Source organism: Curtobacterium sp. VKM Ac-2852, assembly GCF_013205045.1.
Lineage (GTDB): Bacteria > Actinomycetota > Actinomycetes > Actinomycetales > Microbacteriaceae > Curtobacterium > Curtobacterium flaccumfaciens.
On record NZ_JABMLI010000001.1, the window covers coordinates 987,374 to 1,008,428 of the forward strand.

The 21,055-nt window shown below is 68.3% G+C and carries 18 protein-coding genes; 17 read left to right on the top strand and 1 reads right to left on the bottom strand.

The features are described 5' to 3' along the window. Positions 1-37 precede the first annotated feature (37 nt). Positions 38-3,919 (top strand): DNA-directed RNA polymerase subunit beta', encoded by a 3,882-nt coding sequence (rpoC, locus tag HQQ79_RS04890; protein WP_027466748.1) that lies wholly within the window; start codon positions 38-40, stop codon positions 3,917-3,919. 129 nt (positions 3,920-4,048) lie between these two features. On the opposite strand, the gene HQQ79_RS04895 is transcribed toward rpoC, so the two are convergent. Continuing rightward, positions 4,049-4,444: a VOC family protein gene (locus HQQ79_RS04895; protein WP_071245506.1), complete on the bottom strand. Its 396-nt coding sequence runs from the start codon at positions 4,442-4,444 to the stop codon at positions 4,049-4,051. Between the two features lie 401 nt (positions 4,445-4,845). Here HQQ79_RS04895 and HQQ79_RS04900 point away from each other — a divergent pair, with 401 nt between their 5' ends. The 16 genes from HQQ79_RS04900 (at position 4,846) to rpsG (ending at position 20,994) form a co-directional block, all read left to right on the top strand. Further along, on the top strand, positions 4,846-6,513 hold the full coding sequence (locus HQQ79_RS04900; protein WP_027466747.1) for a GspE/PulE family protein: 1,668 nt from the start codon (positions 4,846-4,848) through the stop codon (positions 6,511-6,513). A 20-nt stretch (positions 6,514-6,533) separates the two neighbouring features. Further along, positions 6,534-8,132, top strand: a complete 1,599-nt coding sequence (locus HQQ79_RS04905) for a type IV pilus twitching motility protein PilT (protein WP_301952532.1) — start codon at positions 6,534-6,536, stop codon at positions 8,130-8,132. Then, complete coding sequence (locus HQQ79_RS04910) at positions 8,132-9,364, top strand: type II secretion system F family protein (RefSeq protein ID WP_173032735.1); 1,233 nt, start codon at positions 8,132-8,134, stop codon at positions 9,362-9,364. The genes HQQ79_RS04905 and HQQ79_RS04910 overlap by 1 nt, the downstream gene beginning before the upstream one ends. Positions 9,365-9,548: 184 nt before the next feature. Then, on the top strand, positions 9,549-10,004 hold the full coding sequence (locus HQQ79_RS18880; protein WP_173032737.1) for a type IV pilin protein: 456 nt from the start codon (positions 9,549-9,551) through the stop codon (positions 10,002-10,004). An 87-nt stretch (positions 10,005-10,091) separates the two neighbouring features. Then, positions 10,092-11,429 (top strand): prepilin-type N-terminal cleavage/methylation domain-containing protein, encoded by a 1,338-nt coding sequence (locus HQQ79_RS04920; RefSeq protein WP_173032739.1) that lies wholly within the window; start codon positions 10,092-10,094, stop codon positions 11,427-11,429. Continuing rightward, positions 11,429-12,091 (top strand): PilW family protein, encoded by a 663-nt coding sequence (locus tag HQQ79_RS04925; RefSeq protein WP_173032741.1) that lies wholly within the window; start codon positions 11,429-11,431, stop codon positions 12,089-12,091. The genes HQQ79_RS04920 and HQQ79_RS04925 overlap by 1 nt, the downstream gene beginning before the upstream one ends. After that, positions 12,088-13,983: a hypothetical protein gene (locus HQQ79_RS04930; RefSeq protein WP_216852168.1), complete on the top strand. Its 1,896-nt coding sequence runs from the start codon at positions 12,088-12,090 to the stop codon at positions 13,981-13,983. Before HQQ79_RS04925 ends, HQQ79_RS04930 begins: the two co-directional genes overlap by 4 nt. Next, positions 13,980-14,843: an A24 family peptidase gene (locus tag HQQ79_RS04935; protein WP_367948060.1), complete on the top strand. Its 864-nt coding sequence runs from the start codon at positions 13,980-13,982 to the stop codon at positions 14,841-14,843. The genes HQQ79_RS04930 and HQQ79_RS04935 overlap by 4 nt, the downstream gene beginning before the upstream one ends. Before the next feature lie 59 nt (positions 14,844-14,902). Continuing rightward, positions 14,903-15,955 carry a type IV pilus assembly protein PilM gene (gene pilM / locus HQQ79_RS04940; protein ID WP_111123209.1) on the top strand — a complete coding sequence of 351 codons (1,053 nt, stop codon included), beginning with the start codon at positions 14,903-14,905 and terminating at the stop codon, positions 15,953-15,955. After that, the gene (locus tag HQQ79_RS04945; protein WP_173032745.1) at positions 15,952-16,728 is read left to right on the top strand and encodes a hypothetical protein; all 777 of its coding nucleotides are present in this window, start codon (positions 15,952-15,954) and stop codon (positions 16,726-16,728) included. The genes pilM and HQQ79_RS04945 overlap by 4 nt, the downstream gene beginning before the upstream one ends. A gap of 1 nt (position 16,729) precedes the next feature. Then, entirely contained in the window at positions 16,730-17,425 is a 696-nt protein-coding gene (locus HQQ79_RS04950) for a hypothetical protein (RefSeq protein WP_173032747.1), read from the top strand. Positions 17,426-17,652: 227 nt separating this feature from the next. Beyond that, a complete protein-coding gene (locus HQQ79_RS04955; protein WP_173032749.1) occupies positions 17,653-18,171 on the top strand; it encodes a hypothetical protein in 519 nt (172 codons plus the stop codon). Positions 18,172-18,198: 27 nt separating this feature from the next. Next, complete coding sequence (locus HQQ79_RS04960; RefSeq protein WP_173032751.1) at positions 18,199-18,711, top strand: DUF6121 family protein; 513 nt, start codon at positions 18,199-18,201, stop codon at positions 18,709-18,711. A gap of 37 nt (positions 18,712-18,748) precedes the next feature. Beyond that, positions 18,749-19,921 carry a hypothetical protein gene (locus HQQ79_RS04965; protein ID WP_173032753.1) on the top strand — a complete coding sequence of 391 codons (1,173 nt, stop codon included), beginning with the start codon at positions 18,749-18,751 and terminating at the stop codon, positions 19,919-19,921. 228 nt (positions 19,922-20,149) lie between these two features. Continuing rightward, the gene (rpsL, locus tag HQQ79_RS04970) at positions 20,150-20,518 is read left to right on the top strand and encodes a 30S ribosomal protein S12 (protein WP_017885540.1); all 369 of its coding nucleotides are present in this window, start codon (positions 20,150-20,152) and stop codon (positions 20,516-20,518) included. A gap of 5 nt (positions 20,519-20,523) precedes the next feature. Then, a complete protein-coding gene (gene rpsG / locus HQQ79_RS04975; RefSeq protein ID WP_017885539.1) occupies positions 20,524-20,994 on the top strand; it encodes a 30S ribosomal protein S7 in 471 nt (156 codons plus the stop codon). Positions 20,995-21,055 lie beyond the last annotated feature (61 nt).

A 21,055-nucleotide genomic window follows, 5' to 3' on the forward strand; every position in this document is an offset into this window, starting at 1 on the left:
CGTACATCGAAGCCTGAATCAGCAAGAGAGAAGAACATTGCTCGAAGCAACTTCCTTTGACGCCATTCGGATCGGCCTCGCGACCGCCGAGGACATCCGTCAGTGGTCGTACGGCGAGGTCAAGAAGCCGGAGACCATCAACTACCGCACCCTGAAGCCCGAGAAGGACGGTCTGTTCGGCGAGCAGATCTTCGGACCTTCCCGCGACTGGGAGTGCGCCTGCGGCAAGTACAAGCGTGTCCGGTTCAAGGGCATCGTCTGCGAGCGCTGCGGCGTCGAGGTCACCAAGTCCTCGGTCCGTCGTGAGCGCATGGGCCACATCGAGCTCGCTGCCCCCGTCACGCACATCTGGTACTTCAAGGGCGTCCCGTCGCGCCTCGGGTACCTCCTCGACATGGCGCCGAAGGACCTCGAGAAGGTCATCTACTTCGCGGCGTACATGATCATCGACATCGATGAAGAGGGCCGTCACGCGGACATGCCGGGTCTCGAGAACGAGATGCGTCTCGAGATCAAGACCCTCGAGGGCCAGCGCGACTCGATCATCGCCGACCGCCTCAAGAAGCTCGAGGACGACCTCGCAGCCCTTGAGGAAGAGGGTGCGAAGGCCGACGTCAAGCGCCGCACCAAGGACACCGCCGAGAAGGAGATGTCCCAGGTCCGCAAGTCGTTCGACGAGGACATCACCCGTCTCGAGCGTGTGTGGGAGGACTTCCGCAACCTGAAGGTGGGCGACCTCAAGCCCGAGGACGCCGTCTTCCACGAGCTCCAGGACCGGTTCGGGATCTACTTCGACGCCTACATGGGCGCCGAGGCGATCAAGCTCCGGCTCGAGGCGTTCGACCTGGCCGCCGAGGCCGAGGCGCTGCGTCTGCAGATCGCCGAGGGCAAGGGCCAGAAGAAGATCCGCGCGATCAAGCGTCTGCGCGTCGTCAGCTCCTTCCTCGCCACCGGCAACTCGCCGGCCGCGATGGTGCTCGGCGTCGTGCCGGTCATCCCGCCGGAGCTGCGCCCGATGGTGCAGCTCGACGGTGGCCGTTTCGCCACGTCGGACCTCAACGACCTCTACCGTCGTGTGATCAACCGCAACAACCGTCTCCGCCGCCTGCTCGACCTCGGTGCCCCCGAGATCATCGTGAACAACGAGAAGCGCATGCTGCAGGAAGCGGTCGACGCGCTGTTCGACAACGGTCGTCGTGGACGTCCGGTCACGGGTACCGGCAACCGCGCCCTGAAGTCCCTGAGCGACATGCTCAAGGGCAAGCAGGGTCGTTTCCGCCAGAACCTGCTCGGCAAGCGCGTCGACTACTCGGGCCGTTCGGTCATCATCGTCGGCCCGCAGCTGAAGCTGCACCAGTGCGGTCTGCCCAAGCAGATGGCGCTCGAGCTCTTCAAGCCGTTCGTGATCAAGCGCCTCATCGACCTGTCGCACGCGCAGAACATCAAGTCGGCCAAGCGCATGGTCGAGCGTTCGCGTCCGCAGGTGTGGGACGTACTCGAGGAGATCATCCGCGAGCGCCCCGTCCTGCTGAACCGTGCGCCGACGCTGCACCGTCTGGGCATCCAGGCGTTCGAGCCGCAGCTCGTCGAGGGCAAGGCCATCCAGCTCCACCCGCTCGTCTGTGCTGCGTTCAACGCGGACTTCGACGGCGACCAGATGGCCGTGCACCTGCCGCTGTCGGTCGAGGCCCAGGCCGAGGCCCGCATCCTGATGCTCGCCTCGAACAACATCCTGAAGCCGTCCGACGGCCGCCCGGTGACCCTGCCCGCACAGGACATGATCATCGGTCTGCACCACCTCACGACCGTCCGCGAGGGCGCCGTGGGCGAGGGCCGTGCGTTCTCGTCGGTGGCCGAGGCGATCCTGGCGAACGACCAGCACACGCTGCACCTCAACGCGATGGTGAAGATCCGCATGACGGGTGTCCACTTCGCCGAGGGTGAAGCACCCGAGGGCTACGAGCAGGGCGACACCGTGCTGCTCGAGACGACCCTGGGCCGTGCGCTCTTCAACGAGACCCTGCCGGCGAACTACCCGTTCGTCCAGAAGGTCACGGACAAGGGCGTGCTCTCCGCGATCGTCAACGACCTGGCCGAGCGCTACTCCAAGACCGAGACGGCCGCTGCGCTGGACCGGATCAAGGACGCCGGCTTCTACTGGGGCACCCGCTCCGGTGTGACCGTCGCCCTGTCGGACGTCGTGACGCCTCCTCGCAAGAAGGAGATCATCGCGGGCTACGAGATCCAGGCCGCCAAGGTGCAGGGTGAGTTCGACAAGGGTCTGATCACCGACTCCGAGCGTCGCGCCGACCTGATCAAGATCTGGACCGAGGCCACGAACGAGATCGCGCAGGAGATGCGCGACAACTTCCCGGTCGACAACACCATCAACCGCATGGTGTCGTCCGGTGCTCGTGGTAACTGGCTCCAGGTCCGCAACATCGCCGGTATGCGTGGTCTGGTGAACAACCCGAAGGGCGAGATCATCGCCCGCCCGATCATCAACTCGTACCGCGAGGGCCTGACCGTGGCGGAGTACTTCATCGCCACCCACGGTGCTCGTAAGGGTCTTGCCGACACCGCGCTCCGTACCGCGGACTCCGGGTACCTCACCCGTCGTCTCGTGGACGTGTCGCAGGACGTCATCATCCGCGAGGACGACTGCGGCACGACGCGTGGCCTCGAGCTGCCGATCGCGACCGTGGACGCCGACGGCAAGCTCGTCCGCGACCCGCGCGTCGAGAACACCGTGTACTCCCGCACCCTGGCCACCGAGGCCGTGGACGCACAGGGCACGGTCGTGGCAGAGGCCGGTGAGGACGTCGGTGACGTGCTCCTCGAGAAGCTGCTGGCAGCCGGTGTCGAGAGCATCAAGGTGCGCTCGGTCCTGACCTGCGAGTCGGCCGTCGGCGTCTGCGCGAAGTGCTACGGCCGTTCGCTCGCCACCGGCAACCTGGTCGACATCGGCGAGGCGGTCGGCATCATCGCCGCGCAGTCCATCGGTGAGCCCGGTACCCAGCTGACGATGCGTACCTTCCACACGGGTGGTTCGGCCTCGGCCGACGACATCACCCAGGGTCTGCCGCGTGTCACGGAGCTCTTCGAGGCGCGTACCCCCAAGGGCGCGTCCCCGATCGCCGAGGCCCCCGGCCGCGTCGTGGTCGAGGACACGGACAAGGGTCGTCGGATCATCCTCACGCCGGACAACGGCGACGAGCCGTTCATCTACCCGGTGCTCAAGCGTGCGACGCTCCTCATCGAGGACAACCAGCACGTCGAGCTCGGCGAGCAGTTCATCGCCGGCACCGTCGACCCGAAGGAAGTCCTCCGGGTCAAGGGTGTCCGAGAGGTCCAGAAGCACCTGGTCAATGGTGTGCAGGACGTCTACGGCTCGCAGGGTGTGCCGATCCACGACAAGCACATCGAGGTCATCGTCCGCCAGATGCTCCGCAAGGTCACCGTCGTCGACCACGGCGACACCGACCTGCTGCCGGGTGAGCTCGTCGACCGGTCGCGCTACAACGCGCTGAACCGTGCGGCGCTGCAGGAGGGTCGCAAGACCGCCTCGGCTCGCCAGGAGGTCATGGGCATCACGAAGGCGTCCCTCGCGACCGAGTCGTGGCTGTCCGCCGCTTCCTTCCAGGAGACCACCCGCGTGCTCACGCAGGCGGCCATGGAGGGCAAGCAGGACCACCTCGTCGGCCTCAAGGAGAACGTCATCATCGGTAAGCTCATCCCCGCCGGGACGGGCCTCAGCCGGTACCGTGACGTGGACGTGAACGCGACCGAAGAGGCGAAGGCGGAGCGGTACCCCAACCGCATCTTCGCTGACGACTCGTCGTTCTCGGACGCCGACCTGAGCTTCGTCGACTTCGACAGCTTCTCGTCGGACGACTTCACGCCGGGCACGTACAACTGAGCCTGATGTGATCCCACGAAGGCCCCGTCTCCGCAAGGAGGCGGGGCCTTCGTCGTGTCGTCACCACGTGACGGCCTGGAGGCGCGGTGCGGGCCCGCCACGGGCCTCCCGTCCGCCGTGGGGTCGCGGCTAGAGCGCGCGGCCCGCGCCGTTGTCGCGGCCGGAACCGCGACCGGTCTCGTCGACCAGCGAGAACAGGCTCAGCACGTTGCCGTCGGGGTCGCGGACGTCGAACCAGTCGACCGCCCCGTCGACGCACTCGACGGGGCCGATGTCGATGCCGAGCGCGCCGATGCGTGCGTGCTGCGCGGCGACGTCGTCGACGCCGAAGCGGACGCTGACCGGGTTCTCCTCGGCCTGTTCGTCGACGTAGAGCTGGATCCAGATGCCGCCGACCTCGTACTCGGCGACGCCGTCCTCGGGCTCGAGGTCCGGCTCGGTGCGCTCGAAGACCGCGCCGTACCAGAGGCAGGACGCCTCGATGTCGCTGACGGGCAACCCCACGGTCACGCTCGTGATGTCCATGACTCATCATGTGCCCGGGTGGGGGCGCGCGTCGAGAGGGATTCCGCGGTGCCGCGCTGTCCGGCCCGCGGCGGACGGTGACCTTGTTCCTCCACACCCCCGTGTGACGCCGACGTTCTCCACGGACCGCTCGCCAGGACTCCGGGAACGGTGCGGGGTCCGGGAGGCTGGCGGACATGCACCCTGCGACGACCACCGCGAACCGGCCGAGGCGTCCCCCGGACCGGGGCCGAACCGGTCGTGGACCCCAGTTCTGGGTGCAGCCGGACCCCCTCCGCCCCCTCTTTCTGGGACTGCGGTCGGCGAGGGCCCCAGAAGTAGCGTGGTCGGGCGCCACATCCCTGGTGGCGCATCACCCGACGACGTCTCGCCGTGCGCGAGTCCAAGGAGGCACGGGACTCATGGCGACCCTGTCCGAGATCCTCATCCTGAACGGCGCCCTGCCGATCGAGCACCTCGATGCGATGACGGGTGACGAGGACCTCGACGAGCGCGCCATCCGCGGCCTGGTCGACCAGGGCGTCGTGAGCGAGGCCCAGTTCATCACCGCCCGGGCCGCGTCGAACAACTCCCGCACCGTCCCGCTGAGCGACTACCCGGTCGACGGCACCGCGGTGTCGATCCTGCCGGCGGCACTGTGCCGTCGCCACGGCGTGCTCGGTGTCGGGTTCGAGGGCGACCTGCTCATCCTCGCGATGGTGAACCCCACGAACGTGCTCGCCATCGACGACGCCCGGACGGCGTCCGGCCGGGCGATCAAGCCGCTGCAGGTCGAGGAGCGTGACCTCGTCGCTGCCCTCGACCGGTACCTGCGCGCCGACGACGAGCTGAACGACCTGACGTCGTCGCTCGAAGAAGAAGCGTCGACGACCTCGAAGGCGCAGGTCGACATCGCCGACGGCGCCCTCGACGACGTGCCGATCGTCCGCTTCGTGAACCTGCTCGTGTCGCAGGCCATCCAGGACCACGCATCCGACATCCACATCGAGCCCGGCGAGCACGAGGTCCGGATCCGGTACCGCATCGACGGCGTGCTGCACGAGATGGCGCCGGCGCCGAAGAACATCCAGAACGGCGTGATCAGCCGCCTGAAGATCATGAGCGACATCGACATCGCCGAGCGTCGCAAGCCGCAGGACGGCCGCATGTCCGTGCGGCACGGCGGCCGGCAGATCGACCTCCGCGTCGCGACGCTGCCCACCGTGTGGGGCGAGAAGGTCGTCATGCGGATCCTCGACAACACGAACACCTCGTTGACCCTCAAGGACCTCAACCTCCTCGAGCAGAACTTCCAGGCGTACCAGCGGTCCTACTCGAAGCCGTACGGCATGATCCTGGTCACCGGTCCCACCGGTTCGGGCAAGTCGACGACGCTGTACACGACCCTCAACGCCGTGGCGAAGCCCGAGATCAACGTCATCACGGTGGAGGACCCGGTCGAGTACCGGATGGCCGGCATCAACCAGGTGCAGGTCAACCCGAAGGCCGGCCTGACGTTCGCGTCCGCGCTCCGCTCGATCCTCCGATCCGACCCCGACGTCGTGCTGCTCGGTGAGATCCGCGACCACGAGACCGCGCAGATCGCGATCGAGGCGTCGCTCACCGGGCACCTCGTGCTCTCGACCCTGCACACCAACGACGCTCCGTCGGCCGTGACCCGCCTGACCGAGATGGACATCGAACCGTTCCTGGTCGGATCCGCCCTCGACTCCGTCGTCGCCCAGCGGCTCGCCCGCCGACTGTGCGACCGGTGCAAGGCGCCCGCCGTGTACGAGATCGAGCAGCTCCGGGCACTCGGGTTCCTGGCGCCCGGCGACGAGATGCCCGCGTTCTTCGCCCCGGTCGGCTGCGCGGTGTGCTCGAACACCGGCTACCGCGGCCGCATCGCCCTGCACGAGGTCATGACCGTCACCGAGGAGATCGAGCGGCTCGCCGTCGGTCGTGCCTCGAGCGCGGAGATCAGTCGCGTCGCCCAGCAGCAGGGCATGCTCACGCTCCGCCAGGACGGCTTCGAGAAGGTCAAGCTCGGCATGACGAGCGTCGACGAGATCCTGCGCGTCGTCGCGTGACCGGGGAACAGGACGAGCAGATGACCGACTCCGTGTACGACATCACCATGCCCGGCGACGAGCCCGTCGCCGGATGGCACCCCGGCACCCCCGGCGCCGAGGTCGGCTCCCGCCGTGCCGCGCGTCTGGCCGCTGCCGCTGCCGCCCCGCCCGAGCAGGTCTACGACCTGACGGACGACTCGGCGGTGTGGCCCGCGCCCACCGGCACGCCCGTGGCCAGCCCGATCGCCGGGTCCGTGGGCGGTCCGGTCGCTGCGCCCGTGGGGCAGTCCGCCACCGCCCCGGCGACGCCGCCCGCCGCGGTGCCGTCCTCGACCGCCACCTACGGGTACGCCGAGCCAGCGACCCAGCAGCTGCCGGCCATCGCCTACAGCGGCGCCCACCACGCCGCACCGGCGGCACCCGCTCCGGTTCCCGCCCCCGCCGCGGCATCGGCCGGCGACATCGACTTCGCCCGGCACGCGCGTGAGGTCGCCGACCCCGACCTCATCACCGCACTGGCGCAGGTCGTCTACCAGGGGGCCTCCGACCTGCACGTCACGGCCGACGCCCCGCCCACCGTCCGCGTCGACGGCTCGCTCCGGCCGGCCGTACCCGGAGGCGCGTGGTCGCGTGGCAAGGTCATCGCGGCACTCAAGACGCTGCTGTCCGCCGAACAGGCCGGGCAGTTCGACCACGACCAGGAACTCGACTTCGCGTACTCGCTGTCGCCGGAGTACCGCTTCCGCGTGAACTACTACCAGCAGCGCGGCAACTGGGGTGCGGCGTTCCGCATCATCCCCACCAGGATCAAGACGCTCAAGCAGCTCGGCATCCCCGCGCACGTCGGCGACTTCGCCGGCCTGCCCCGTGGCCTGGTCCTCGTCACCGGCCCGACCGGCTCGGGCAAGTCGACCACCCTCGCCGCGCTCATCGACCTGGTCAACGAGAGCCGTGCCGACCACATCGTGACGGTCGAGGACCCGATCGAGTTCATGCACGACCACAAGCGGTCGATCATCAACCAGCGCGAGGTCGGCGCCGACACCCACTCCTTCGCCTCGGCGCTCAAGCACGTGCTGCGGCAGGACCCCGACGTCATCCTGATCGGTGAGCTCCGCGACCTCGAGACCATCTCCGTCGCGCTCACCGCCGCCGAGACCGGGCACCTGGTGTTCGCCACCCTGCACACGCAGAGCGCACCCGGCACGATCGACCGCGTCATCGACGTCTTCCCGCCGCACCAGCAGGGGCAGATCCGCACCCAGCTCGCGGCCACCCTGCAGGGCGTCGTCTGCCAGACCCTCGTCCCGAAGGCCAACGGCGTCGGTCGGGTCGTCGCCACCGAGATCATGACGATCACCCCGGCCATCGGCAACCTCATCCGCGAGGGCAAGACGTACCAGATCACCTCGGCCATGCAGGCCGGCCGTGACCTCGGCATGCACACCATGGACCAGGACCTCGCCGAACTGGTCAACGTCGGCACCATCTCGCGCAAGGCCGCGATGGAGAAGGTCCACGACGAAGAGGGCTTCGACCGGCTCGTCCAGCGCGTCGAGTCCCCGTCCGACTCCTCGGCCGCCGCGATCGCCGCCAGCGGCATCGACTTCGGCGACAAGTTCTCCGGAGGCTACTGATGTCACTCGCGTTCGACTACCGCGGGCGCGACGGCGCCGGCAAGCTCGTGAAGGGCCGCCTCGACGCCGCGTCCGAAGGGGCCGTCGTCCAGCGCCTCCGGGGGATGGGCGTCTCGCCGATCGCCATCACCGAGGCGAAGGCCGGCACCGGGCTGCAGACCGAGATCAAGATCCCCGGGTTCGAGAAGGGCGTCGGGCTCAAGGACCTCGCGATCATGTCGCGGCAGGCCTCGACGATGCTCACCTCGGGCCTCTCGCTGCTGCGGACCCTCACGATCCTGTCCGACCAGACCGAGAACAAGAAGCTCAAGGACATCCTCGGCAAGGTCCGTGACGACGTCGAGCGCGGCGTCTCGTTCTCCGACGCCGTCGCGAAGTACCCGGTCGACTTCCCGCCGATCATGATCAACATGATCCGTGCGGGGGAGACCGGCGGCTTCCTCGACCAGGCGATGGACTCCATCGCGACGAACTTCGAGAAGGAGCACAAGCTCCGCTCGACGATCAAGTCGGCGATGACCTACCCGGTGGTCGTGCTCGTGATGTCACTGGTGGCGGTCGCCATCATGCTCATCTTCATCGTCCCGATCTTCCAGGACATGTTCTCGTCGCTCGGCGGAACGCTCCCGCTGCCGACGCAGATCCTCGTCTCCCTCTCGCACGCCATGCGGTACGTCGCGATCCCGCTCGCGATCGTCGTCGTGCTGGCGTGGCTCTGGTGGCGGGCGAACAAGAACACCGAACGCGTCCGGGCGTTCATCGATCCGATCACCTTGAAACTGCCGGTCTTCGGCCCGCTGCAGAAGAAGATCGTCATCGCTCGGTTCGCGCGCAACTTCTCGAACATGATCGGCGCGGGTGTTCCCATTCTGCAGGCATTGCGGATCGTCGGGGAAGTGTCGAACAACTTCGTCGTGAAGCGTGCGCTCGACAATGTCGCCGAAGCCGTGCGGAAAGGCGAATCGATTGCGGTGCCGCTCGCCGCACAATCTGTTTTCCCGCCGATGGTGACGCAAATGGTCGCGGTCGGTGAAGACGCCGGTTCCCTCGAGGTCATGCTCGAGAAGATCGCGGTGTTCTACGACGCCGAAGTCGAGGCGACCACCGACGCCCTGACCTCGCTGATCGAGCCCCTGCTCATCGCCTTCCTGGGGGTGGTGGTGGGCGGGATGATCATCGCGCTCTACATGCCGATCTTCCAGATCACCAACGTCGTGCAGAACGCTTCCTAGTCATTCCACCCCCATGCGGGGGCATTGTCGATATCGACCCTCCCCCGCACTGGGGGTGTTTTGCGCCCAGCATGGCCCCCGTTCTCGGGATTGGCCACTGGATGCGCCCCCAATACGCTGATCTGCGGCGGCCGAGCAAGCCCCGAACCCATTTCCCCGACATTCCCCGCAGAATGGAAAAACCATGTACTTCGCTCTCATGGGCAAGCTCGACGCTCGCCGCAAGGGTCTCCTGAAGGACGGCGAGAAGGGCTTCACGCTCATCGAGCTCCTCGTCGTCGTCATCATCATCGGCATCCTCGCCGCGATCGCCATCCCGGTGTACATCGGCGTGCAGAACAACGCGAAGGACTCGGCCGTCAAGTCGGACGTCACGAGTGCGAAGACCGCCGTGGTGAGCATCGCGACGAACGGTGACGCCACGTACCCCGCTGACAAGACGGACATCACCACCGCTGAGTACAAGAAGGCGGGCGCAACCGTCGGAGCAGACACGACGCTGACCTACACGGCCAGCACCGACAAGACCCTCTTCTGCATCCAGGGCACGAGCAAGGCGACCGGCAAGACCTTCGGCGCTACGGACGCTGCCGGTGTTGTCGAGGGCACCTGCGCTGCGGGCGTCTTCACAAAGAAGTAGACCCCGTAAAACGACAGTCGGGGCGGACGTTGACCTGTGGGTCACCGTCCGCCCTGACCTACTTCCACTCCGGCCAGAAGGGACGACATGATCTCGCGCATCGCCGAGCGACTGCGTTCCGCCCGTGAGGCCGACGACGGCTTCACGATCATCGAGGTGATGGTCGCCATGACGATCTTCGCCCTGATCGCAGCCGGCATCGCCGCCGGCATCACCGCTTCTCTCGTGCTCTCGAAGGACACCCGTGCTCGAGAGGTCGCCTCGACGATCGCGATGGAGGACATCGACGGCCTCCGCGACCTCCCGAGCATCTTCGACATCAAGAGCGGTACCGATTCGCCGAAGGTCGGTAACCAGACGTTCGCCCTCACGCGCAAGGTGTCGTGGACCCGGTCCTCGGGAAGCGCGACGGCCTGCGGCACCGGCGAAGGCGTGCTGTCCTACAAAGCCGTCACCGTCACGGTCGGCTGGAAGACGAGTGCATCGTCGTCCGGCTCGCAGCAGGTCACCATGTCGAGCGCCATCGCTCCGCTGACGAACATCAACTCGGACAGCACGGGTTCGATCCTGATCGGGGTCACGAACGCGAACGGCGTCGGGGTTGCCGGGATCATCCCGACGGTCACCGGCCCCGACGGGGTCACCATGCCCGCAACCGATGCTGAGGGGTGCACCTACGTCTCCGGAGTCGCTCCCGGCACGTACTCGGTGAAGATCGCTCGGAGTGGCTACGTCGACTCGAACCAGCAGGTCAGCCCGTCATCGCAGACGATCACCGTCGCTGCGGGCGCCTCCGGGGCTGCCGCGTTCAGCTTCGACGTGGCAGCGAAGTACACGTTCACGTACGCCTCCACCCCGGACGTGGGCGCGATGCTCCCCACCAACATGCCGACGACGCTCATCAACCCGACCTCCGGCACCACCCAACTGACGAACACCGCCGGGTCGGCGTCGCTGTTCCCGTACGGAAGCTACCGGGTGGTCGCCGGGTCGTACGTCGTCGACGCGTCGGGTACCTCGTCGTCGACCTGTCTCAGCCCGGAGCCGGGGTCCTGGACGACCCCGAATGCGAAGTCGAAGGTCGGGACACCCTCCGAACCGTTGAACAACAAGGCGACGATCACCGTGCAGATGGGGGCGGTCAAGCTCTCGGGCTTGACGGCGGGCAAGTTCCTGACCGCGAAGACGACGACGCCCGTGAACGGCGACCCGGGCTGCGCCGCAGGGATGACCCTGCAGTTCCCGAAGCTCGCAGCGGGAACTGCGTCGATCGCGTTGCCGTGGGGGACCTGGAAGCTCTACTCCGGGGACACGGCCGGATCCACCACGAACGCGCTCGCCCTGACGAACGAGAACGCCGCGATGGTCACGAACGGCGCCGTCCGGAGTGGTGCCGTGATGGTCGATCCCAGGCCGGTCAGCTGATGCGGGCGATCATCCATCGTCTCCACTCGGAGCAACGGGGCATCACGCTCGTCGAGCTCCTCGTGGCGATGCTCGTCACGTCACTGCTGCTCACGTTGGTCGGGAGCTTCTTCGTCTCGATGATCAAGGCCCAGCGGACGGTCTCGTCGGTCAACGACAGCACGCGGCAGGGCACGACCTCCATGACGCAGGTGAGCCGGTACCTGCGCGAAGCGTCCCGCGTGCAGTTGACGAAGACGACGAACCTGGCGGCGTTCGAGAGTGCGACGGCGACGAGCATGCGGTTCTACTCCGGCGTCGACCTCTCCACCTCCCGGGCCGGGCTCACCAAGGTCACGATCGACACCCAGGGCACGAAGCTCCGCATGCAGCTCCAGCGCGGCGACTGCCCGGCGAACGGGTACTGCACGTTCACCGGTACGACGAAGACCATCGTGCTGGCCGACGTCATCCGGACGAGCGCCGGCAGCAGCCCGCTGTTCAGCTACCGGAACGCCGCCGATGGCATCGTCACCCCGACAGCCGCAACCCTCGACTCGATCCGATCGGTCGACGTGACGCTCACGGTCGGATCCGTGACGGGGACGACCGCGAACGACACCACCTTCCAAGCGAACATCAACCTGCGCAACCTCGACTACGGCGCAGCGACGGAGTCATGATGCTCATCCGACTTGTCCGTGCCCTCCGCAGCCGTGACGACGAACGTGGCGTGGCGCTCGCGGCCGTCATCGGCCTCGGCGCGGTGCTCATGATCGTGCTCTCGCTGGTGGTCGCGACCGCGACGAGCGGCGCGACGAAGGCGTCGAACGACGACGACTACAACAAGGCGATGGCTGCGGCGTACGCCGGCCTGTCTGACTACCAGGGACGTCTCGCGGCGGACAACGCGTACGTGAAGTACGGGGTGCGGACCCCGTTCTCGGGTGAGAGCACGTACTCCACCGACACCGCGAACAAGGCCTTCGGAACGACCGTGGGCGGAACCTGGGCACCGGTCGTGGGGAGCACCGATCAGTTCTACCGGTACGAGGTCGACAACTCCGCCTACGCGAACACCGGCAAGGTCCGTCTCCGTGTCACCGGCAAGGCGGACGACGCGACCCGGACGCTCGTCGTCGACCTGCGCGGTGACGGCTTCGTGAACTACCTCTGGTTCACGAACTACGAGTCGCAGGACCCCGGCCTCACCGGTGAGACCACCACGACGACGAGTGGCGCTCCGACGACGACGCGGTGTACTTCCGCACACCGCAACGACAGCAACTGGAACTACTACACCAGCTGCGACGCGGTGCAGTTCGGTGCGGGTGACACGCTCGACGGCCCCGTCCGGACGAACGACGTCATCACCGCATGCGGTGCGACGTTCAACCAGGCCGTGTACGACACCGGAGCAGCCGACTTCTTCTACACGAGCAAGGAGACGAAGGTCGACTCGTCGTGCCGGACCTCGACGAAGTTCAACGGCGGTCTGATCCAGACCAGGGGCACCCTCCCGATGCCGAGCACGAACGCGAACATGAAGCAGGAGGCACGGACGGACATCCCCGACAAGGTCGCGAAGCCCGGCTGCATCTACACCGGGCCGACGTCGATCACCTTCCTGTCGGGTGGCAAGATGCGCGTCGTCTCACCGTGGACGAAGAAGACGCAGCTCTCCGGCGCCGCGAACGGCACGATCACCAGCGGCAGCACGAACGACGCACTCTGTGGATCGGTCTCGGCGCTGACCGGAGCGGGAGCGGTCATCCCGACCCTGCCGTCGAACCTGGTCTTCGTGCAGACGGTCCCCAGCGCCAGCGGAGATCCCAACTACTGGGCGCCCAACACGACACCGCCCCCGGGCGGAACCGTGAACGGGACCGTGAACGCCGGTTCGCCGGTCTACTGCCAGCAGAACGTGAAGGACGCCAGCGGCAAGACCACCTCTGACTACGGGAACGGACTCGGCTACCCGAAGAGCAACGAGTTCACCGGCAGCCTCGGTGACTCCGGGTACTACGGATGCCGGAACGGCGACGTCTTCGTGTCGGGTTCGTTCGGAGGGCAGATGACCCTGGCCGCCGAGAACTTCGTCTACGTGACCGGGAGCATCGTCTACCAGAACGGGCGTGGCTCGGACGACATGCTCGGCCTCGTGGGGCAGCGAGCAGTGTCCGTCTACAACCCCATCTCGTGCTCCTCCGGGACGAGCAGCACGTGCTCCACTTCGTCGGGTTCGTCCGCCAACCTCGCCCCGACCCGGAACATCGAGATCGATGCCGCCATCGCGAGCAACCTCGGCACCTTCAACGTGCAGAACAGCGCGTTCGGGTCGAACCTCGGCGTCCTGACGATCTACGGTTCGATCGCGCAGCAGTTCCGCGGCTCGGTGCGGACCTCGTACGGTTCGTACCTCACCGGCTACGCGAAGGCGTACGCCTACGACACCAGGCTGAAGACCTCGGCCCCGCCGAAGTTCCTCCAGCCCGTGTCGACGACGTACGGCGTGACGACCGAGACCGAGTCGGCCACGGCGTTCCGCGCCGACGGCACCCCGACGGGGAAGTGACCGTGACTTCCCTCGCCGGTGTGGCGCCCCTCGTCGCCGTGCTGGTCGGTGTGCTCGGCCTCGCGATCGGGTCGTTCCTGAACGTCGTCGTGTACCGGGTGCCCGCGGGCATGTCCGTCGTCGCGCCCGCCAGCTCCTGCCCCGGGTGCGGTCACGAGATTCGAAACCGTGACAACGTGCCCGTGGTCTCCTGGCTCGTCCTGCGGGCCCGGTGCCGCGACTGCGGCGCGCCCATCTCGGCCCGGTACCCGCTCGTCGAAGCCGCAACGGGCCTCCTCTTCGTCGCGGTGACGCTACTTTCGGTACTCGCACCGTGGTCGCCGCTGGTGGCACCGGACGGCGTCCCCGGAACGATCCGCGCTGCGATCCTGCTCGTCGCACTCCTGTACCTGATGGCGATCAGCATCTCGTTGACGCTCATCGACCTCGACACCCACACGTTGCCGAACCGGATCGTGCTGCCGGCCTACATCGTGCTGCCCGTGCTCCTGCTGGCGGCGTCGGCGGTGTCCGGCGACTGGGGTGCCGCGCTCCGGGGGCTCATCGGCCTGGTCGTCCTCGGTGGCACCTACCTCGCGCTCGCGCTGGCCGTGCCCGGCGGGATGGGGCTCGGGGACGTCAAGCTCGCCGGCGTGCTTGGCCTCGTGCTCGCGTACCTCGGATGGGGACCCCTCGCAGTGGGTTCTTTCGCGGCGTTCCTGCTCGGAGGTACCTTCGCAGTCGTCCTCCTGGTCGTGCGCCGGGCGGGCCGTCGCAGCGGGATCCCGTTCGGCCCCTGGATGCTCGCGGGTGCCTGGCTCGGCATCGCCGTCGGTGCCCCCGCCTGGGACGGCTACCTGCGCCTCCTCGGACTCGCCTGACGCCTCGTCGCGCGCTGACCCACCAGACCGACCCGAAGACGGTCACGGAAGGACCACCCATGTCGAAGAGCATCGTGGGCGTCGACATCGGCGCCGCCGCGATCCGTGCTGTCGAGGTCCAGGACGCCGACAAGCCGAGGCCGACGATCCTGCGGTTCGCCGAGGTCCCCGTGCCCCCGGGCGCGACGAAGCAGGGGGAGGTGCTCGAGCCGAACACCGTCGCGGGCGCGCTCCGACAGCTCTGGTCACTCGGGCGCTTCCGTTCGAAGGACGTCGTGCTCGGCATGGGCAACCAGCGGGTGCTGTCGCGCGACCTGACGGTCCCGAAGGCCCCCATCGCGCAGATCCGCGAATCGTTGCCCTTCCAGGTGCAGGACATGCTCCCGGTGCCCGTGGGCGACGCCATCCTCGACTTCTACCCGACGAGCGAGGAGACGGGCGAGAACGGCCCCACAGTGAGCGGTCTCCTCGTCGCCGCGGTGAAGGACGCCGTGCTCGCCAACATCCGCGCGGTGCAGAACGCGGGCCTCAAGCCGGTCGGCGTCGACCTCATCCCGTTCGCCCTGGCACGCGTGCTGGCGCCGGCGAACCGGTCTGGCACGGTCGCCATCGTCGAGTGCGGCGGCAACACGACGACCGTCGTCATCGTCACCGACGGCGTCCCGAAGTTCGTCCGCATCGTGCCGACCGGCGGTGACGACATCACGCGGCTCCTCGCCGGTCGGCTGACGATCGACGAGGGAGCGGCCGAAGCCGTCAAGCGCCACCTCGGCATGGATCCGGAGCGGGCGCGGACGGGCGACGACGCGCTCGCGGTGGCGGCGGTCCGCGAGACGATGGGCGAACTGCTCTCCAGCCTCCGCAACACCGTCAACTACTTCGTCAACACACACCCCGCCGAACCCGTCGGCGAGATCCTGCTCTGCGGTGGTGCAGCTGCGTTGCCCGGCTTCGCCGCAGCGCTCTCGGAGTTCACCCGGACGCCCGTCCGGTTCGGGGCACCGTTCGCCAACGTCGCGCTCGCGAAGTCCATCCGGGTCGAAGACCTGCACGCACACGGGGCATCGATCGCGGTCGCATGGGGACTCGCCGCGGGAGGGAAGGCAGCATGAGCCAGACGACCAGGTCGAAGCCCTCGCGTGCTGGACGGAGTCGCCGCCGAGGAGCGGCGCCCGACCCCGCCCTGCGTGTCGCCGCGGAGACTGCCGAGCGCGTCAAGCGCCAGCGTCGCACCGCCCCCAACGAGATCGTCGTCGGGGGCCGCCCCAGCGTCGACCTCCTGCCCACCGAGGTCCTCGCCGACCGACGCAGTCGCCGTGTCGTCCGTCGGATGTGGGCCGGCGTCGTCCTCGTGGCGATCGTGGTCGGGATCGCGACCGCCGGCGCCAGCCTCCTGTCCAGCCAGGCCCACGACGACCTGACCCACGCGCAGGAGGAGACCCTGTCGCTCCTGCAGCAGCAGGCGAGCTACCGCGAGGTCCGGGACACGGAGGCAGGTACCGCGCTGCGTGAAGCCGCGCAGTCGGTCGGTGGGGCCACGGAGATCGCCTGGCAGCCGTACCTCGCTTCGCTGAAGGCGTCGCTCCCCGCGGGCGTCGAGATCACCGGCGTCGCGATCGACTCCGCCACGCCGCTGGAGACCTACGCGCAGGCCGACACCCCGCTCCAGGGGCAGCGTGTCGCGACCCTGACCATCGACGCGCAGAGTCCGACGCTGCCGTCCGTTCCGTCGTGGCTCGATGCCGTCAAGGGGCTCAAGGGCTTCGTCGACGCGACCGCGAACTCGGTCACGCTCGACCCGACGACCGGTACCTACACCGTGAACATGACGATCCACGTCGACCAGGCCGCCTTCGACGGCAAGTACCAGGACAAGGGCGAGTGAGATGACCCGCAACCGACTCAACATGCTCCTCGCCGTCGTGGCGATGGTCGTGGTGGCGCTCGCGGGGTTCTTCCTCGGTGTGCAGCCACATCTCGCACAGGCCGCGAGCGACCGCACCGACCAGGTGACGGTGGACGCGACGAACCGGACGACGGCGGCGGAGCTCGCACGGCTCAAGGAACGGGCAGAGTCCCTCCCGAAGCTCAAGGCGGAGCTCGCCGCACTCACCGCCTCGGTGCCCTCGAGCGCGAGCATGTCGTCCTTCTACGGCGCGGTCGACAGCGTGGCCGCGAAGGCGGGCGTGAAGGTGTCGGCGATCACGACCTCGGACGCCGTTGCCTACACCGCGCCTGCCGCCGCCACCGACGCGGCGGCCGAAGCCACCGATGGCGCGACCGCCGAACCGACCACCGGTGCGACCGACGGAGCGACGGCACCGCTGACCGATCCCGCGATCTCGGCCGCCAACTTCTCGGCCATCCCCGTCTCGGTGTCGGTCGACGGGTCGTTCGACCAGGCCCTGTCCTTCGTCGGGGGCCTGCAGGACGGCGCTCGACTCTTCCTCGTCACCACGGTGTCCTCCTCCGTCTCGCAGGACTCCACCGACCCAGCCGCGGCGGCTGCGACGACGACGTGGACGTTCGGTGGCTACGTGTACGTCCTGACCGCCGAGTCGGACACCGCCGCGAAGGGCTGACCCCGCCCCCACGGACCGGGGTCGGCCACGCCACGCCGACCCCACTTCCGCGACACCCGTCGTTGTGATTACGATGCACCAGACGCCGTGATCGCGGCTGTTCATCCCCGCTCGAACGGTCGGCTCGAACCGGCCGTTCCTCGTCGTGCCCGGAGTCGCGCGTGTTGGTCGGAATCGTGGAATTCCTCGGTTGGTTCGGTGCCGTAACCGTTCTAGCCGGTTACATCTTGTTCTCGACCGGCAAGATCCCGAACGGCCCGCTCTACCAGCTGTTCAACCTGGTCGGTGGCCTCGCGGTGGCGATCAACGTCGCCGCACACCACGCCGTGCCCTCGACGATCGTCAACGGGATCTGGGCGATCGTCGCCGTCGTCGTCCTGGTGAAGATGGGCCGAGCGCGTCGCGCGGCGAAGCGCGACGGATACGTGCCCACCGAGCCGCCGGTCCTGCACGCTGAACCGGCCGCGACCACCGGGGTCCTGCCGGTCATCGGCCCGGCGCTGCGTGACCACGAGCCGGAGGACACCGCCGAGGCGGACGCCGCCACGGGCCTCCAGTCCGACGACGCGACGGACGCGACGGACGAGAAGACGCCGGATGCTGCGCCCGCCCCCATGACGGAGACCGTCCCGATCATCACGGCGACGATCGCGCTCGCCCTGGTCGCCGCCGCGCAGGAGCAGTCCGACCGGGCGGACCGTCGCGAGCACGCAGACGACACGGGCCACGCCGAACCCGCTCGCTGACCAGCCGGACGGCGATACGATCGGCGCATGTCCCGGTGGTTGATCGCGACGATGACGTCCGTCCTCTTCATCGCGCTCGTGATCGCCGTCACGGGCTTCGAAGCCCTGCTCGCCGACGTCGAGGTCATCTCGCAGCCCGACGCCACCCCGTACCTCGGGCCCGCGATGGTGGTCGGCGCCGCGGTGGTGGTCTTCCTCGCGACCATGGCGGGTGCGCGTGACGGCAACCCCGGCGTGACGGCCCTGGTGGCCGCTGCGACGGTCTACCTGGTCATGCTCGGCGTCGGGGCCGTGGGCTACGCGCTCATCCGCTCGGACGCGACGGAGCTCCTCGTCTTCCCCGCGGGGTACGCCCTCGGGCCGTTCGTGGTCGGGTCCGTTGTGGTAGCGCTCCTGTCGGTGCTCGGCGGGATCACGATGGCCCGACACCAGGCGCGGACCGCCGGCGGCTCGGGCGGTGCAGCGACGCGTCCGGACGGCCCCGACGAGCGCTCCGGGCGCGACCGGACGAACGCGGGCGAGGAACCCGCCGGACGGTAGTGTTCGCAGGGCACGACGCACACGCAACGGGGGAACGATGAGCGACCAGCACGCGCAGGATCCGGACCAGCAGGGCGGCTGGGGCGCCGTCCCGCCGGTGGACTCGATCCGCGGCACCGACGGAACGCCCGCCGCAGGAGCCCCCGGGTTCCCCGGGATGTCCGGGCCGGTGTCGCAGCGTCCTCGCCGGAAGCTCCGCCGCGGTCAGCTCATCGGCATCGTCTCGGGCGGCACGGCGGTCGTCCTGCTGCTCGTCGCCGGGATCGTCGGGTACTCGATCGGTTCCTCCTCGCACTCTGCTGACCGTCCGGTGCGGGCGTTCCTCGACGACCTGACGGCCGGACGCGTGGCCGACGCCCTCGACGACGCGGGCATCGAGCGCGAGAAGACCGACGTGCTGCTCGGCGAAGCCGCCTACGCGAAGGCATCGGACAAGGTCACCGGCTACCGCGTCGCCGCGACGCGGACAGAGGGCGACACCGCGACGGTCCGCGCGTACCTGCGCCAGGGCGGGCAGGACGTCGCCGCGACCTTCACGCTGGACAAGACCGGGACGGACTGGGGCGTGTTCCCGGTCTGGGAGCTGCAGGCCCCGGAGCTCGGATCGGTCGACGTCGCCGTGCGGGGTCCGTCCGGTGCTGGGGTCACGGTCGCCGGCCGGGACGTGAAGACCGCGAAGGACGGCACGGTGAGCCTCCGCGCGCTGCCCGGGACCTACGACGTCGCCTTCGACGGTGACAAGTGGACCACGGCCAGCGGGGGATCGGCGAGCGTCAGCGGGTTCGGACGGTCGACCTCGAGCCCGGTGCAGATGACCACGACCCTGACCACCGCCGGGCAGCAGGCCGCCAAGCGAGCGGTGGACGCCTGGGTGGACGGCTGCATCGCCTCCACCGACGCCGCCCCCGCCGGGTGCAGCTTCTACGCGTACGGGCAGAACCCCGCTTACACGTACTCGAACCAGAAGTGGACACTCGAGACGCGGCCCACCGTCCGGGTCGGCAGCTGGACGACGAACGGCTGGTTGATCACGACGACGACGTTCGGACGGGCGAAGTACACGGCCGACATCTCGGGTGCCGGCGGCACCGGAACGGCGTCCGCGGGGCCGCTCAACGTGAACGCGAGCGGGTACGTCACCGGCTTCTCGAGCGACGGTGCCACGTTCCGCTCGGCGGTGGGCAACGGGTCTTCCGACACCGGCTCATGACGGTGTCGGTTCCCGGGGTGACCCGGATTGATTTCGTCCCGTTACGCGGGTAGTCTCTACCGGGTGTGCGCCCTCGGGCGCGCCCGAAAAGTCCGGCGAGCGGGATCGCCCAGCCGGACCACTCCGTCCCCCACTCGAACACCCGCCGTCCGGCGGTGCTCAGCGTGGGACGAGGAAGCCGGCGGAACGCGCCGGCCAGAGAGCACGAGCGAAGAACCAGGAGAACAGTTGCCTACTATTCAGCAGCTGGTTCGCAAGGGTCGTACGCCGAAGGTCACCAAGACCAAGGCGCCCGCCCTGAAGGCGAACCCCCAGCAGCGTGGTGTGTGCACCCGCGTCTACACCACCACCCCCAAGAAGCCGAACTCGGCACTGCGCAAGGTCGCTCGTGTCAAGCTCTCGAACGGCACCGAGGTCACGGCCTACATCCCCGGTGAGGGCCACAACCTCCAGGAGCACTCGATGGTGCTCGTCCGTGGCGGTCGTGTGAAGGACCTCCCGGGTGTGCGGTACAAGATCATCCGTGGCGCCCTGGACACCCAGGCAGTCAAGAACCGTAAGCAGGCTCGTAGCCGCTACGGCGCGAAGAAGGGTTGAGTTAGATGCCTCGTAAGGGTCCCGCCCCCAAGCGTCCCGTCGTCGCCGACCCGGTCTACGGTGCGCCGATCGTCAGCCAGCTCGTCAACAAGATCCTGCTCGACGGCAAGAAGGGCCTCGCCGAGCGCATCGTCTACGGTGCACTCGAGGGCGTTTCCGCCAAGAACCAGCAGGACGCCGTCGTGACGCTGAAGAAGGCGCTCGACAACGTCCGTCCGACCCTCGAGGTCCGCAGCCGCCGCGTCGGTGGCTCGACCTACCAGGTCCCGGTCGAGGTCAAGCCGCACCGCGCGAACACCCTCGCGCTCCGTTGGCTCACCTCGTACGCCAAGGCCCGTCGCGAGAAGACGATGACCGAGCGTCTCATGAACGAGATCCTCGACGCGTCGAACGGTCTCGGTGCCGCGGTCAAGCGCCGCGAGGACACGCACAAGATGGCCGAGTCGAACAAGGCCTTCGCCCACTACCGCTGGTAGTCCCGGCACCGTCCGGGCGCCGGTGGTCAAGAACCCCGGCGCCCGGACGGCCGCCAACCTC